This window comes from Streptomyces sp. NPDC101151, from assembly GCF_044768335.1.
Lineage (GTDB): Bacteria > Actinomycetota > Actinomycetes > Streptomycetales > Streptomycetaceae > Streptomyces.
In genome coordinates this window covers 186,125-200,803 of the sequence record NZ_JBIWPP010000007.1, presented here as the reverse complement: position 1 = coordinate 200,803, position 14,679 = coordinate 186,125, and the positions used below count along the sequence as shown (strand labels likewise).

Below are 14,679 nucleotides of genomic sequence, written 5' to 3'. Positions count from 1 at the left end.
CCGAAGGCTATCGGGCACCCGGAGCCGTCCGCCCATGTGGGGTGCGGCGTGCCCGGTTTCGTTACGCCACTCGCGCTCGCGGCCTGCTGCCGTGCCGTGCCGAGGCGAGCAGCCCGCGCAGCGTGGCCAGCCAGCCGGCGGCCACGATCGCCGCGGCGACCACGAGGCCGAGGGCGCCGTTGAGCGGCATCACGATGCCGATCGCGCCGCCGAACACCCAGGCCACCTGCAGCAGGGTCTCGGAGCGCGCGAAGGCCGAGGTGCGCACCAGCTCCGGCACGTCCCGCTGGATCAGCGCGTCCAGGGACAGCTTGGCCAGCGCCTGCGCGAAACCGGCCACCGCGGCCAGACAGGCCACCAGGAGGGCCCCGAAGAACAGGGCGGCCACGATCGAGGTACCGAGCACCACGGCGACGACGGTCACGATGATGATCTCGGGAGCCTTGGATTTCAGCCAGGCTCCGACGGCCGTGCCGAGGGCGTTCCCCGCGCCCGCCGCCACGCCCACGATCCCCAGCGAGACCGCCGCGCTCTCCCCGGTCAGCGGGTGCTCGCGGAGCAGGAAGGCGAGGAAGAAGATCAGGAAGCCGGACAGACAGCGCAGGGCGGCGTTGGCCCCGAGGGCGTGAGTGACCGCGGGTCCCACGGTCCGCAGTCCGGGCCGCTTGAGCTGCTTGCGGTGCGGCCCGTGCAGATGCTGCTCGTCGGCCGCGAGCAGGGCCACGTCCTCGCCCTTGGCGGAGTCCACCTTGGGCGGCAGCGAGAAGGACAGGAACGTGCCTGCAACGAAGATCACGAAGGCGCCGTACAGCGGCCAGGGATCCCCGACTGCGTGCAGCCCCGCCCCGATCGGCGCGGCCACACCGGTGGCCAGGAGCCCGGCGAGGGTGACCCGGGAGTTGGCCTTCACCAGGGAGAACGTGGGCGGCAGCAGTCGGGGCACGACGGCACTGCGGACCACTCCGTACGCCTTGGACGCCACCAGCACACCCAGCGCGGCGGGATACAACTGCAGACTCCCGCTGGCCACGGCTCCCGAGATGATCAGCGCGAGCAGCGCACGGGCCAGCATGGCCCCGGCCATGGCGGCACGCCGCCCGTGGGGCAGCCGGTCCAGCAGCGGCCCGATGACGGGCGCGAGGACGGTGAAGGGCGCCATGGTGATGGCGAGGTAGAGCGCGACACGCCCCCGCGCTTCGTCCGTGGGCACGGAGAAGAACACGGTCGAGGCCAGCGCGATGGTGATCATGACATCGCCGGCGCCGTTCACCGCGTGCAGCTCGATCAGCTTGCCCAGCCCCGACTCGCCCGCGCCATGGGCGTGCGTGGCCTTCCGGATCCCGCGCGCGGTGCCGGTCACCGGGAAGTGCAGGGCACGCCCCACCGCGCGGACGGCACCGCCGACCCGGCCCGAACCGCCACCTCGAACGCTCCCCCTGTCCGCGGCTGCCACGTCGTTCATAGTGCCCCGAGACGACGCCTGATAGTGCGGTTTGAAACCAAGCGAGTCGGGCCGACGGGAGGCCGGGACTGACGGCCGGGCGGCCGAGCCGGCTGCCGGTGCCGCTTCGCGGCCGATCGGGACCGGTGGGAGGGTGGGAATCATCGCCGCGAGGCGCCGGACTGTCCCGGACCATCCACGACGGGGTAGCGTGCGTATCTCGGCCATGAAGCAGAATAGATGGCAGAGGTGCGCCCGAGCGCGAGTCGGATGCAGACGTTGATGCGGTCCCCCGGTCCGCTCCGTCCGCCTGACCGCCGGAGGCAGCCGCACTCATTGCAGACGGCGTAGGAGAGAAGCGATACCTGTGAGCGCAGCGACAACGCGAAGCCGCACCCCCGACCGTCTGTGTGCCGAGGCCGTGGACCTCGCCCGTGCCGCCGCAGAGGAGGCCGCCGCGCCAGGTGTGGTCGGTGAGCACGTCGGCCTGGTGTCCGAGGGCGACCGTGTTGTCACGCACTTCTTCGAGTGCAAGGAGCTGGGCTACCGCGGCTGGCGCTGGGCGGCGACGGTGGCCCGCGCCTCCCGTGCGAAGATCGTGACCCTGGACGAGGTGGTCCTCCTACCCGGCCCCGACGCCCTTCTCGCCCCGGAATGGGTCCCGTGGAGCGAGCGTCTGCGCCCCGGCGACCTCGGCCCCGGCGATCTGCTCCCCACCGACCAGGAGGATCTGCGCCTGGAGCCCGGCTACACGGGCGACGAGGAGCCGCCGCCGAACTCGGTCGTGTCGGAGGAGATCGCGGAACTGGCGGAGGCGGAGGACGCCGATGTGACGCCCGGTGCGCCCGCCGTCCAGCCGACGACCCCCACCCGTGGCTCGATCGCCGCGCTGGCACAGGAACTGGGCCTGCGTCGCGCCCGGGTCCTGTCCCGCTACGGCCTGCACAGCGCGGCCGACCGCTGGGAGGAAGGGTTCGGCCCCACGACGCCGATGGCCCAGGCGGCCCCGGCGACGTGCATGACCTGCGGCTTCCTCACCCCCATCGGCGGCTCCCTCGGCCAGGCCTTCGGCGTCTGCGCGAACGAGTTCTCCCCGGCCGACGGCCGTGTGGTCTCCCTGGCGTACGGCTGCGGCGGCCACTCGGAGGCGGCGGTCATGCCGAAGCCGCCCCAGCCGGCCCCTCCGGTGATCGACGAGACCCGGGTCGACCCGTTCCCCCTCCGTCCGTCCCGCGACTCGGGTTCGGTCCCGGAGGCGGGCGACGAGGAGACGGCGGAGCTGGGCCACTCGTAGCGGCGCCCGTCAGCCCTCCCGACGAAGTCCTCGGGGCCGTCCGGCGCGGCCCGTCGTATGTCTGCGGTTGCGCGCTCTACGCTGTTGCGCTTTTCTGCGGTTGTGCCGTCGCGCTGAGCGTGGAGCGTGCAACAGGGCGTCACGCCAGCCCAGTTGCCGGTGGAGACAGGCGCACGCAGCAGTCGGGGAGGGGGCGGATATTTCGCCCCCCACATGCTGACCCGCTGACCGGATGACCCGCTGACCGGATGAAACGGCTGCTCCATAAGGGGTGCCGCGCACCGTCGTCGGCCGCCGCACGGAACCCGCTCCTTGATCATCACCGCGTCGGCGCTCGGCCGGCCTTGAGGCGAGGAGCGGCCCGATGGCGGATCGGAGTGTTTCCCGAAAGCGGTCGAACCGGCGGTGTCACCGGTGGGCCGGGGTCTGTGCGGGGCTCGCCCTGGCGCTGGCCGTGGGTCAGGGCGAGGCGGCCGCGTCCGGCGATCCGGCGCCTCCGCCGCCGCAGGGGCGGATCCTCTCCTTCCCCGTGGCGTTGGCCGGGGGGCTGGCCCACCCGGATGCGCCGCCGTCCGGGGCCGACGACTGGAGCTGCCGGCCCACGCCCGAGCATCCGCGCCCGGTCGTCCTGCTGCACGGGACCTGGAGCAACGCCCATGCCGACTGGAGCCTGCTGGCTCCATGGCTGAAGCAGGCGGGCTACTGCGTCTTCGCCCCCGACTTCGGCGGGGCGCCCGGTGATCCGTTCAAGGCCACCGCGCACATCCCGGTGTCCGCCCGGCAGATCGCCGGCTACGTCGACCGCGTCCTGAAGGCCACCGGCGCCCACCAGGTCGACCTGGTCGGGCATTCCCAGGGCGGCGGTCTGCTGCCCCGCTGGTATCTGCGGTTCGAGGGCGGCACGGACCCCGCGCACCCGGAACGGAACAAGGTGCACAGCCTCATCGGCCTGGCGCCGTCCAACCACGGCACGACCGGCTCCGGCATCGGCACGCTGACCACGAAGCTGGGTCTCGACAAGCCCGTGTCCCTCGTCCTCGGGGAGGCGTACGAGGATCAGCTGGTCGGCTCCGAGGTGAACACGACGCTGGACCGGGACGGGGACACGCAGCCCGGGGTCGACTACACCGTCATCGCCACCCGGTACGACGAGGTCGTCACCCCCTACCAGCACCAGTTCCTGACCGCGGGACCCGGCGCGACCGTCCGCAACGTCACGGTCCAGGACGTCTGCCGCCAGGACGTCTCCGAACACGTGTCGATCACGTACGACGCCAACGCTCTCCAACTCGTGGGCAACGCCCTCGATCCCGCCCACGCACGGTCCGTCCGCTGCGGCATCTCCCTGCCCGTGCTCGGCGGCTGAAGGGCGTCGCCCGCCCGGCCGCCCGACGGTGCCCGAGCCCCGGCCACCCCGCTCGCGCTGTACCTTCGTCCTCACGTCGACGAGGAGAGTGAACGTGAGCAAGTACGTGCGGCCGGCGGCCGAGGGCGCCGACCCCTTCGGCACCGCCCGTCTGCGCCGCGGTGTCCTCGACGCCTGGGCCACCAGCCCCGCCCGGTTCCGTGAGGACGCCAACGCCGAGGAGGACCTGGTCCTCGGCGGCTACCGGGACCGGCTCGTGGTGGAGCTGGCCCAGAACGCCGCCGACGCCGCCGCCCGCGCGAAGGTGCCGGGCCGGCTGCGCCTCACCCTCCGCGACGGCGTCCTGGTCGCGGCTAACACCGGCGCCCCCCTGGACGCGGCCGGTGTCGAGTCGCTGTCCACCCTGCGCGCCTCGGCCAAACGTGAGGCCCAGGACACCCACGGCGCCGTGGGCCGGTTCGGCGTCGGTTTCGCCGCCGTCATCGCCGTCACCGACGAGCCCGCGATCGTCGGCCGGCACGGAGGGGTCCGCTGGTCGCTGGCCGAGGCGCGCGAACTGGCCGCCGAGACGGCCCGGCACAGCCCCGGCCTCGGTGACGAGATCCGCCGCCGCGACGGCCATGTCCCGCTCCTCCGCCTTCCGTTCGCCGCCGAGGGCTCCGCCCCGGACCCGTACGACACCGCCGTCATCCTGCCCCTGCGGGACACGGCCGCCGCCGACCTCACCGAGCGCCTCCTCGACGCGGTCGACGACGCCCTGCTCCTCGCCCTGCCGGGGCTGGCGGAAGTCGTCGTCGAAGTGGGCGACAGTGCCCCGCGCACTCTGAGCCGCCGTACCGAGGGCGCCGTCACCGTCGTGGAGGACTCGCGGGAGGGGACCACCCGCTGGCGTACCGTCTCCGCGCACGGGTCGCTCACCCCGGACCTGCTCGTCGGCCGCCCGGTGGAGGAGCGTCTGCGCCCGCACTGGTCGGTGACCTGGGCCGTACCGGCGGATGCCGACGGCCGTCCGGCGCGGCCCCGCACCACGCCCGTCGTGCACGCGCCCACCCCCAGCGACGAGCCCCTCGGCGTCCCCGCCCTGCTCATCGCGTCCTTCCCGCTGGACACCACCCGTCGGCACGCGGCACCCGGTCCGCTGACCGACTTCCTGGTGCAGCGGGCGGCGGACGCCTACACCGAACTGCTCGCCGCCTGGCGCCCGGTGACCGAGGGTGTGATCGACCTCGTACCCGGGCCGCTGGGCAAGGGCGAGCTGGACGGATCGCTGCGGCAGGCGATCCTGGAGCGGCTGCCGCGCACCGCGTTCCTGCCCCCGGCCGTCGCTTCCAAGGGCGACGACGAGCTTCCCGAGGCGCTGCGCCCGAGGGACGCCGAGGTGGTGGAGGGCGCGGGGGCGGACACCGTACGGGTGCTCGCCGAGGTGCTGCCGACCCTGCTGCCCGCCGGGCTCGAACGCCGCGTCGAGCTGCGCACCCTGGGCGTCGCCCGGCTGCCGCTGGCCGACGCCGTCGACCGGCTCGCCGGTCTGGAGAAGGACCCCGACTGGTGGTGGCGGCTCTACGACAGCCTCGCCGGGGTCGACCCCGACCGGCTCTCGGGGCTTCCGGTGCCGCTCGCGGACGGCAGGACCACGATCGGCCCCCGGCAGATCCTGCTCCCCACCCCGGACGCCGCTCTCATCCACCCCGACGTGCTCGGCCGGCTCGGGCTCAAGGTCGCCCACGAGGACGCCGCGCACCCGCTGCTGGAGAAGCTGGGCGCACTGCCCGCGACCCCGCGCGCGGTGCTGACCACCCCGCAGGTGCGGGCCGCCGTGGCGGCCTCGCTGGAGGACGAGGGCGGGGCGCTGTGGGAGGAGGACGCCCCCGACGCCGAGGAACTCGCCGACACCGTCCTGGCCCTGGTGCGCGACGCGGGTCTCGAACCCGGTGACGAGCCGTGGCTGGGCGCCCTCGCGCTGGCGGACGAGGACGGCGAACTCGCCCCGGCGGGCGAACTGGTCTTCCCCGGCAGCGCCTTCGCCCGGGTGATCCGTGAGGGCGAACTGGCTGCGGTGGACGCCGAGCTGGCCGGGAAGTGGGGCGAGCAGCCCCTGACCGCCTGCGGGGTCCTCGCCGACTTCGCGCTGGTCCGCGCCACGGACGTGGTTCTCGATCCGGACGAACTGGAGCCCCGGGAGGGCGACTTCGCCGAGCCCGACGACGCGGGCCTGCTCGACTCCGTGGACGTGTGGTGCGAGGACATCCTCGACCGCTTCCCGGACACCCCGGTACCCCCGGTGGCCACCGAGCTGGTCGCCGTGCGCGACCTCGACCTCGTGGACGACGACTACTGGCCCGAGGCGCTCGCCCTGCTCGCCCGCCCGCCGCTGCGCGACGCCCTCACCCAGCCGGTGCGGATCCTGCTGCCCGACGGCACCCACGAGGTCGTACGCCCCTACACGGCGTGGTGGCTGCGCGGACATCCCGTCCTCGACGGGCGCCGGCCCGCCGGTCTGCTCGCCGCCGGCGGTGACCCGCTCCTGCGCGGCCTGTACGACGAGGCCGACGCCACCGGATTCGACGACGAGCAGGTGCTGCGCGCGCTGGGCGTGCGGACCTCCGTGTCCGCCCTGCTGGACGAGCCCGGCGGCGCCGCCGAACTGCTGGACCGCCTCGCCGACCCCGAGCGCCCGGTCGGCCCGGCCCAGCTGCACGGCCTGTACGGCGCGCTGGCCGAGCTGGACCCGGAGCAGGTGACGCTGCCGGACGAGCTGCGGGCCGTGGTCGACGGGCGGGTGGCGGTGGTGGACGCGGCCGACACGGTGGTGGTCGACTCGCCCGATCTGCTGCCCTTCACCTCCGGCGTCGCGCTGCTGCCCGTGCGCCCGTCCCGGGCCGCCGAGCTGGCCGAGCTGTTCCAGGTGCGGCGGCTGAGCGAGTCCGTCACCGGTCGGGTGACCTCCGAGGGTGCCGAGCACGACGTACCGGACTCGGTGCGGGTGCTGCTCGGGCCGCGGACGCCGGGCACCTACGTCGAACACGAGGAACTGGTCGTGGACGGCGTGGAGATCGACTGGCGGCTGACCGACGACGGCGTCCTGCACGCGGCCACTTTGGAGGGCGTCGCCGCAGGTCTCGCCTGGGCGTCCGGCCAGTGGCCGCGCCGTTTCGAGGTGGCGGCCCTGCTGGAGGACTGGTCGCGGACGGAGGAGCTGGCGCGGGACCGCTGGTTCGACTGATGCACCGGTTCACTGGTTCATTGCGAAAAATTCAAATCCTGTACAACCATTCGCGCGCCTCGCGGATCTGATCACGCGAGCCAACAGGCTCCTGAGATCACTCGGGCCCCGGCGGCGACGACGCGCCTCCGGGCGCGGCCGCCGCCGGGGCCCACTCTCCATACAGGGGAACGCATGCGCATTCGTGCCACTGTGGCCGCCGTCTCCGGCGCCCTGGCCCTTTCCGCCCTCGCCGTGCCGGCCGCGCAGGCCGCCGAGTCGAGGGTCCCCTCGGACACCTCCGCCGCGAGCAAGGCCGCCCACACCACCGAGGGCAGGGGCAAGACGGCCTTCAGCACCGCCGCCGCCGAGGGCACGCCGTACGCCCTGGACGCCTCTTTCTCCAACGTCAAGGTCAACAGCGGCAAGAACATCGCCGTCGGTACCACCAACCTGGTCAAGGTGCCGGTCTCCTTCACCCTGACGCACGGTGCGGACGTCAACATCAAGGCGTCCGACTTCTTCGCCGGTGTCGAGCTGTACCGCGGTGAGTCGTTCGAGAACGAGATCTACTTCTTCGACAGCAACGACGCGTCCTGCACCGACTCCTCGGCGACCGTGGCCTCCTGCAAGGCCACCATCGAGATCGACCCGTTCGAGCTGCTGAACGAGGACGCCACCACCTGGAAGGCCGCCGGCTTCGCCGTCGCCTTCAACGGTGAGGACCCGGAGAACCCGAACCTGGACAACGTCGGTGTGGCGGTGAACGACCCGGTCACCTCCGTCAAGCTGCAGCGCTACTCCAAGCTGACGGTCAACGCCTCGCCGGAGCCGGTCACGAAGGGCAAGACCATCACGGTCACCGGCAAGCTCTCCCGTGCCAACTGGGACGACAGCCAGTACCACGGCTACACCGGCCAGTCGGTGAAGCTGCAGTTCCGCAAGAAGAGCTCCAGCACCTACACCACGCTGAAGACCATCACGTCGGACAGCACGGGCAACCTGAAGACGACGACCAAGGCCACGGTCGACGGCTACTTCCGCTACAGCTTCGCGGGCACCTCGACCACCCCGGCGGTCAGCGCCGCGGGTGACTTCGTCGACGTGAAGTAAGCACCGGGTTCCGGCTCCGGACACCCGCTGTTTTTCGGAGCCGGAACGTTTCTTCTCGCTTGCGCCACGGGCTGGCAATCCCGGATCAAAATCTGGCCGGGAACGACCCCTGCCGTACAACCAGCCACACCCCTCACGGATCTGATCGCGTGAGTCGACCGACTCCACGATCACCTCTCCCTCCAGGGGAAACGCACATGCGCATACGTGCCACCGTGGCCGCCGTCTCCGGCGCCCTGGCCCTCTCCGCCGTCGCCGTCCCCGCCGCGCACGCGGCCACCACGGCGCCCGACGTCACCTTCTCGAACATGAAGGTCAACAGCGGGAAGGCCATCACCCTCGGCGCGACCTCCACGGTCAAGGTCAAGGCGACCTACACCGTGACGCACCCCTCCAGCGTCTCCACCAGCAACATCCTGACCGGCCCGGTGCTCTATCGGGGCACCTCGGCGAAGGACGCCGACACGCAGGTCATCAGCGACGACCCGGGCACCTGCAGCAAGGTCTCCTCGACCACCCTGAACTGCTCGGCCACCGTCACCCTCCCCGCCGCCGAGCTGTACAACTCGGACGCCGGCACCTGGAAGACCGGCGCGCTCGCCGTCGACACCAAGAGCGACGCCACGAAGTGGCAGAACGACCTGGGCACCATCCCGGTCCGCCGCGCCGCCAAGCTCAGCACCGACGCCACACCCGAGCCGGTCAAGAAGGGCAAGACCCTCACCGTGACCGGCAGCCTGACCCGAGCCAACTGGGAGTCCGGCAAGTACGCCGGCTTCGCGGGCCAGCCGGTCAGGCTCCAGTTCCGCAAGGCGGGCAGCACCGCCTACACCACCGTCAAGACCATCACGTCGTCCTCCACGGGCGCCCTGAAGACCACGGTCACGGCCGGCTCCGACGGCTACTACCGCTACAGCTTCGCGGGTACGTCGACCACCTCGGCGGTCAGCGCCACGGGCGACTACGTCGACGTGCGGTAAGGCCCGCTGAGCGGCGCCTCTGCTGCCGCTACGCGGCAAAGCGGCGGTCCACCCACTTCCACAGCAACTCCAGGGTGGCCGCCGCCACCACCGCCACCGCCACCGCCGTCCACGGCATCGCGACGCCCACCAGCTTCAGGGCGAAGAAGCTCTGCAGGGCCGGCACGACGAGAACGAACAGGAAGGCCGCGCCCATCGCCGCCACCAGGGCGACGCGCCACCAGGTGTAGGGGCGGGCGATGATCGCCAGGACCCACATGGAGATCAGGAACAGGGTCAGGGTCGCCGCGCTGGTCTCCGCGTCCAGGGCGCCCGGGCCCGTGTAGTAGTGGCGCGCGAGCAGATACGTCACGAAGGTCGCCACGCCGGCCACCACCCCGCCCGGGACCGAGTAGCGCATCACTCTGCGGACGAAGTGGGGGCGGGCCCGTTCCTTGTTGGGGGCCAGGGCCAGGAAGAAGGCCGGGACGCCGATGGTGAGCGTGGACAGCAGGGTCAGGTGCCTGGGCAGGAAGGGGTACTCGACCTGCCAGCACACCACCAGCACCGCCAGCAGCACCGAGTAGACGGTCTTGACCAGGAACAGGGTCGCCACGCGGGTGATGTTGCCGATGACCCTGCGGCCCTCGGCCACCACCGAGGGCAGCGTCGAGAAGCTGTTGTTCAGCAGGACGATCTGCGCGACCGCCCGGGTCGCCTCCGAACCCGAACCCATCGAGACGCCGATGTCGGCGTCCTTGAGGGCGAGCACGTCGTTCACGCCGTCGCCGGTCATCGCGACCGTGTGCCCGTGCGCCTGCAGCGCGCCGACCATGTCCCGCTTCTGCTGCGGGGTGACCCGGCCGAAGACGGTCCCCTCGTCCAGCGCGTCCGCCATGCCCCGCCGGTCGGCGGGCAGCCGGCGCGCGTCCACCGTCGACCCGGACAGGCCCAGTTTGGCGGCGACCGCGCCGACGGACACCGCGTTGTCGCCGGAGATGACCTTGGCGCGCACGTTCTGCTCCGCGAAGTAGCGAAGGGTGTCGGCGGCGTCGGGCCGCAGTCGCTGTTCCAGGACGACCAGGGCGGTGGGCCGGGCACCCCGGGCCGGCTCGGGGTCGTCCAGGTCGCGGGTGGCGCGGGCCAGGAGCAGGACCCGTAGGCCTTGTTCGTTGAGGCGTGCGGTTTCGGCCAGGGCCGGATCGTCGGCCCCGAGCAGCACGTCGGGGGCGCCCAGCAGCCAGGTGCTGGCCTCGCCGTCGCCCTCGCTGAAGGCGGCGCCGCTGTACTTGCGGGCGGAGGAGAAGGGCAGCGACTCGACGCAGCGCCACTCGTCGCTGTCCGGATAGGCGTCGATGATCGCCTGGAGGGAGGCGTTGGGGCGCGGATCGGACTCGCCGAGGGCGCCCAGCACCTTGCGTACGTATCTCTCGTCGGCCCCGTCCAGCGACCTGAGTCCGGTGACGTCCATGCCGCCCTCGGTCAGCGTCCCGGTCTTGTCCAGGCAGACGGTGTCCACGCGGGCGAGCCCCTCGATCGCGGGCAGCTCCTGAACCAGGCACTGTTTCCGGCCGAGCCGGATGACCCCGATCGCGAAGGCCACGGAGGTGAGCAGCACCAGCCCCTCGGGGACCATCGGGACGATGCCGCCGACCGTGCGGGCGACCGCGTCCTTCAGGTCGTTGTTCTTCACGACGAGCTGGGTGACGACGAGCCCGATCGCGGCCGGGACCATCATCCACGTCACGTACTTGAGGATCGTGGAGATGCCGGAGCGTAGCTCGGAGTGGACGAGCGTGAAGCGGGAGGCCTCCTCGGCGAGCTGGGCCGCATAGGCCTCACGGCCGACCTTGGTGGCCTGGAAGGCGCCGCCGCCCGCGACCACGAAGCTGCCGGACATCACCTGGTCGCCGCGGCGTTTGACGACCGGATCGGCCTCGCCGGTGAGCAGCGACTCGTCGATCTCCAGCCCGTCGGCCTCCGCGCACACCCCGTCCACGACGATCTTGTCCCCGGGGCCTATCTCGATGAGGTCGTCCAGGACGATCTCGTTCGTGGCCACCTCGGTGGCATTCCCGTCCCGGCGGACGGTCGGCCGGGACTCGCCGATCACGGCGAGCGAGTCCAGGGTCTGCTTGGCCCGCCACTCCTGGACGATGCCGATGCCGGTGTTGGCGAGGATCACGAAGCCGAAGAGGCTGTCCTGGATCGGCGCGACGAACAGCATGACCAGCCACAGCACGCCGATGATCGCGTTGAACCGGGTGAAGACGTTCGCGCGGACGATCTCGCCCAGCGAACGGCTGCTGCGCACCGGAACGTCGTTGACCTGCCCGCGCGCGACGCGCTCGGCGACCTGGGCGCCGGTCAGACCGGTCGAGGGTGCAGCCGGCAGAGCCACCGGGTGCACGGGGTCGAGTTCGGCGCCCGCGTCGATATGGGTCATGCATTCGACGGTACGTGCGGTTTTGCGCCTTCACCTGCCGAGTGGGCGGAAGTTCCGACTTGGGGAGGAGCCGAGTCGTGCGCCGGTCGTAGAGCCGGCCGCCGGACAGGGACTAGTCCGCGGCGGCCGCCGCCTTCAGTGCCTCGTCCCGCTTGATCGCCGCGTCCCGCCTGCGGACGTACCAGATGCCGATGAGCCCCAGCCCGCCTCCGGCCAGGCAGGTCCACAGCCACCAGGTGCGGTCGTGGTCGTCGAACCAGCCGTAGAAGGGGAGCTGGACCAGGAAGAGGGCGAACCACACGATCGTGCCGCCGGTGATGGTGGCGACCACGGGGCCCTCCAGGGGTTCCGGCGCCTCGTGCTTGGGGGTCCACTTAGCCATGGGGCACAGCTTACGAGGCGATATCGGGGATGAACGGTCTACGCGCGGAGATAGCGCTCTGACTCTCATACGTTCATACTGAAACCGTTTGCCTTTGACCACTTCTGCTCGTATGAAACTCCAACGGGGCTCGGGGGAACCCCGTCGGTGATGAGGTCCCGCATGCCCACCTCGGCACCCGCCAAGGTCCCCGCCCCCGAACAGCCGGGCGGCACACCCGTCTACGGCGCCCTCGACCGCTACTTCCGGATCTCCGAGCGCGGCAGCTCCGTGGCCCGTGAGATCCGCGGCGGTTTCGCCACCTTCTTTGCGATGGCGTACATCATCGTGCTGAACCCGATCATCCTCGGCAGCGCGAAGGACATGTACGGGCACCATCTGGACAACGGCCAGCTGGTCACCGCGACCGCCCTGACGGCCGCGTTCACCACGCTCCTCATGGGCGTCATCGGCAACGTCCCGATCGCGCTCGCCGCCGGTCTCGGCGTGAACTCGGTCGTCGCGCTCCAGCTGGCGCCCCGGATGTCGTGGCCGGACGCCATGGGCATGGTGGTGCTGGCCGGTTTCGTGGTCATGCTGCTGGTCGCCACCGGTCTGCGCGAGCGCGTGATGAACGCCGTGCCGTTCGGCCTGCGCAAGGCGATCTCCATCGGTATCGGCCTGTTCATCATGCTGATCGGCCTGGTCGACGCCGGCTTCGTCAGCCGGATCCCGGACGCCGCCCAGACCACCGTGCCGCTCCAGCTCGGCAGCAACGGTCACCTCGACGGCTGGCCGGTGCTCGTCTTCATCCTGGGCGTGCTGCTCACCTTCGCCCTCATCGTGCGCAAGGTGCCGGGCGCGATCCTGATCTCCATCGTCGGGATGACCGTCCTCGCGCTGATCATCAACTCGGTGGCCACGGTCACCTCCTGGGGCCTGACCGTCCCGAAGTGGCCGGGCAACCCGGTGGGCACCCCCGACTTCGGCCTGATCGGTCAGTTCAGCCTGTTCGGCGGCTTCGCCAAGGTCGGCGTGCTGACCGGCGTCCTCTTCGTCTTCACGGTCCTGCTGTCCTGCTTCTTCGACGCCATGGGCACGATCATGGGCGTCAGTGACGAGGCCAAGCTGACCGACGCCCAGGGCTACATGCCGGGTATCAACAAAGTCCTCTTCGTGGACGGCTTCGCGGTCGCGGCGGGCGGCGCCAGCTCCTCCTCGGCCACCACCGCGTTCGTGGAGTCCACGGCGGGCGTCGGCGAGGGCGCGCGCACGGGCTTCGCGAACGTCGTCACGGGCTCCCTCTTCGCGGTGGCCCTCTTCCTCACCCCGGTCGCCACGATGGTCCCGTCCCAGGCGGCCACCCCGGCCCTGATCGCGGTGGGCTTCCTGATCCTCTCGAACTCCGTCAAGGAGATCGACTGGGCGGACTACACCATCGCCATCCCGGCCTTCGTGACGATGGTGATGATGCCGTTCACCTACTCGATCACCAACGGCATCGGCATGGGCTTCATCACCTTCGTGGTGCTGCGCCTGGCGGCCGGCCGCGCGAAGGAGGTCCCGGCGGCGATGTACGTCGTCTCGGCGGTCTTCGCCTTCTACTACCTGATGCCGGCCCTGGGCCTGGCCTGATCGCCCCGGGGCCTGCCCTGATCGCCCGCCCCGGGGCCCGGCCTCAACGCCCCGGGGCCGGCCCCGGCCGCCGGGGTCAGGTGACCCCGTAGAACTTCTCCGTCTCCTCGACGGCGGTCTGGAACCGTTCGTCGAAGTCGTCCCGGATGAGCGTGCGGATCACATAGTCCTGCACGCTCATTCCTCTTTTCGCCGCATGGTGCCGGAGCCTTTCGAGCAGCTCCCCGTCTATCCGCAGGCTGAGCACACTGGTCCCCATGCGTATGAGGGTCGCCACATCCGGCCACCCGGCGCGTCACTTTCCGGAATGGACTCACTCGTATGAGTGATCGGATGGTTCAGTGGCGTGCGTCACGGGCATTCGGCGTGCCCCGGGTGGTCTTTAGCGAGGGTAATGAGTTACTCTAAAGAACATGCCGGACCTTAGCCATGGCGACGACGTTGCCGCCGTGAACTCCCTCCGCTCCGCCGTGATGCGGCTGTCCCGTCGGCTCAAGCACCAGCGGGTCGACGAGTCGCTGAGCCCCACCGAGATGTCGGTGCTCGGCACCCTGTCCAACTGCGGCCAGGCCACGCCTGGCGAGCTGGCCCGCAAGGAGCACGTCCAGCCGCCGTCGATGACCCGCATCGTGGCGCTGCTCGAAGCCAAGGGGCTGGTCCGTCTGGAGCCGCACCCCGACGACCGGCGCCAGAAGGTCGTCACCAGGACCGAGCAGGCCGAGGCGATGCTCGAGGAGAGCCGCCGCAAGCGCAACGCGTTCCTGGCCGGCCTGGTCGAGGGTCTCGACGAGGACGAGTGGGCCAAACTGCGCGCCGCCGCCCCCGTGCTGGAGAAACTCGCGCACCTGTAAGCAAGCCGTCC

The 14,679-nt window shown here is 71.3% G+C and carries 11 protein-coding genes; 7 read left to right on the top strand and 4 right to left on the bottom strand.

Annotated features, from left to right (window positions below):
• Positions 1–61: 61 nt before the first annotated feature.
• On the bottom strand, positions 62–1,462 hold the full coding sequence (locus tag ACIRU3_RS16120) for an MFS transporter (protein WP_404056589.1): 1,401 nt from the start codon (positions 1,460–1,462) through the stop codon (positions 62–64).
• Positions 1,463–1,808: 346 nt separating this feature from the next.
• On the opposite strand from ACIRU3_RS16120, the gene ACIRU3_RS16115 reads away from it, so the two are divergent.
• The 5 genes from ACIRU3_RS16115 (at position 1,809) to ACIRU3_RS16095 (ending at position 9,396) form a co-directional block, all read left to right on the top strand.
• The gene (locus tag ACIRU3_RS16115) at positions 1,809–2,735 is read left to right on the top strand and encodes a DUF3027 domain-containing protein (RefSeq protein ID WP_404056587.1); all 927 of its coding nucleotides are present in this window, start codon (positions 1,809–1,811) and stop codon (positions 2,733–2,735) included.
• A gap of 364 nt (positions 2,736–3,099) precedes the next feature.
• Positions 3,100–4,101 (top strand): esterase/lipase family protein, encoded by a 1,002-nt coding sequence (locus tag ACIRU3_RS16110; protein WP_404056585.1) that lies wholly within the window; start codon positions 3,100–3,102, stop codon positions 4,099–4,101.
• A 94-nt stretch (positions 4,102–4,195) separates the two neighbouring features.
• Positions 4,196–7,324 (top strand): sacsin N-terminal ATP-binding-like domain-containing protein, encoded by a 3,129-nt coding sequence (locus tag ACIRU3_RS16105; protein WP_404056583.1) that lies wholly within the window; start codon positions 4,196–4,198, stop codon positions 7,322–7,324.
• A 174-nt stretch (positions 7,325–7,498) separates the two neighbouring features.
• Positions 7,499–8,416 carry a hypothetical protein gene (locus ACIRU3_RS16100; protein ID WP_404056581.1) on the top strand — a complete coding sequence of 306 codons (918 nt, stop codon included), beginning with the start codon at positions 7,499–7,501 and terminating at the stop codon, positions 8,414–8,416.
• A 197-nt stretch (positions 8,417–8,613) separates the two neighbouring features.
• Positions 8,614–9,396, top strand: a complete 783-nt coding sequence (locus ACIRU3_RS16095; protein ID WP_404056579.1) for a DUF5707 domain-containing protein — start codon at positions 8,614–8,616, stop codon at positions 9,394–9,396.
• A 28-nt stretch (positions 9,397–9,424) separates the two neighbouring features.
• On the opposite strand, the gene ACIRU3_RS16090 is transcribed toward ACIRU3_RS16095, so the two are convergent.
• Positions 9,425–11,821: an HAD-IC family P-type ATPase gene (locus tag ACIRU3_RS16090; RefSeq protein WP_404056577.1), complete on the bottom strand. Its 2,397-nt coding sequence runs from the start codon at positions 11,819–11,821 to the stop codon at positions 9,425–9,427.
• Positions 11,822–11,933: 112 nt separating this feature from the next.
• Complete coding sequence (locus tag ACIRU3_RS16085) at positions 11,934–12,203, bottom strand: DUF2530 domain-containing protein (protein WP_404056575.1); 270 nt, start codon at positions 12,201–12,203, stop codon at positions 11,934–11,936.
• A 162-nt stretch (positions 12,204–12,365) separates the two neighbouring features.
• Between ACIRU3_RS16085 and ACIRU3_RS16080 the strand changes: the two genes are divergently transcribed.
• Entirely contained in the window at positions 12,366–13,817 is a 1,452-nt protein-coding gene (locus ACIRU3_RS16080) for an NCS2 family permease (protein ID WP_404056573.1), read from the top strand.
• 76 nt (positions 13,818–13,893) lie between these two features.
• On the opposite strand, the gene ACIRU3_RS16075 is transcribed toward ACIRU3_RS16080, so the two are convergent.
• Positions 13,894–14,076: a ribbon-helix-helix protein, CopG family gene (locus tag ACIRU3_RS16075; protein ID WP_359061963.1), complete on the bottom strand. Its 183-nt coding sequence runs from the start codon at positions 14,074–14,076 to the stop codon at positions 13,894–13,896.
• 154 nt (positions 14,077–14,230) lie between these two features.
• Between ACIRU3_RS16075 and ACIRU3_RS16070 the strand changes: the two genes are divergently transcribed.
• A complete protein-coding gene (locus tag ACIRU3_RS16070; RefSeq protein ID WP_404056571.1) occupies positions 14,231–14,668 on the top strand; it encodes a MarR family winged helix-turn-helix transcriptional regulator in 438 nt (145 codons plus the stop codon).
• Positions 14,669–14,679 lie beyond the last annotated feature (11 nt).

Excerpts from the sequence above, each read along its gene's own strand:
- ACIRU3_RS16120 (WP_404056589.1), bottom strand. The coding sequence starts at position 1,462 with ATGAACGACGTGGCAGCCGCGGACAGGGGGAGCGTTCGAGGTGGCGGT.
- ACIRU3_RS16110 (WP_404056585.1), top strand. The coding sequence starts at position 3,100 with ATGGCGGATCGGAGTGTTTCCCGAAAGCGGTCGAACCGGCGGTGTCAC.
- ACIRU3_RS16100 (WP_404056581.1), top strand. The coding sequence starts at position 7,499 with ATGCGCATTCGTGCCACTGTGGCCGCCGTCTCCGGCGCCCTGGCCCTT.
- ACIRU3_RS16095 (WP_404056579.1), top strand. The coding sequence starts at position 8,614 with ATGCGCATACGTGCCACCGTGGCCGCCGTCTCCGGCGCCCTGGCCCTC.
- ACIRU3_RS16090 (WP_404056577.1), bottom strand. The coding sequence starts at position 11,821 with ATGACCCATATCGACGCGGGCGCCGAACTCGACCCCGTGCACCCGGTG.
- ACIRU3_RS16085 (WP_404056575.1), bottom strand. The coding sequence starts at position 12,203 with ATGGCTAAGTGGACCCCCAAGCACGAGGCGCCGGAACCCCTGGAGGGC.
- ACIRU3_RS16080 (WP_404056573.1), top strand. The coding sequence starts at position 12,366 with ATGCCCACCTCGGCACCCGCCAAGGTCCCCGCCCCCGAACAGCCGGGC.
- ACIRU3_RS16075 (WP_359061963.1), bottom strand. The coding sequence starts at position 14,076 with ATGGGGACCAGTGTGCTCAGCCTGCGGATAGACGGGGAGCTGCTCGAA.
- ACIRU3_RS16070 (WP_404056571.1), top strand. The coding sequence starts at position 14,231 with ATGCCGGACCTTAGCCATGGCGACGACGTTGCCGCCGTGAACTCCCTC.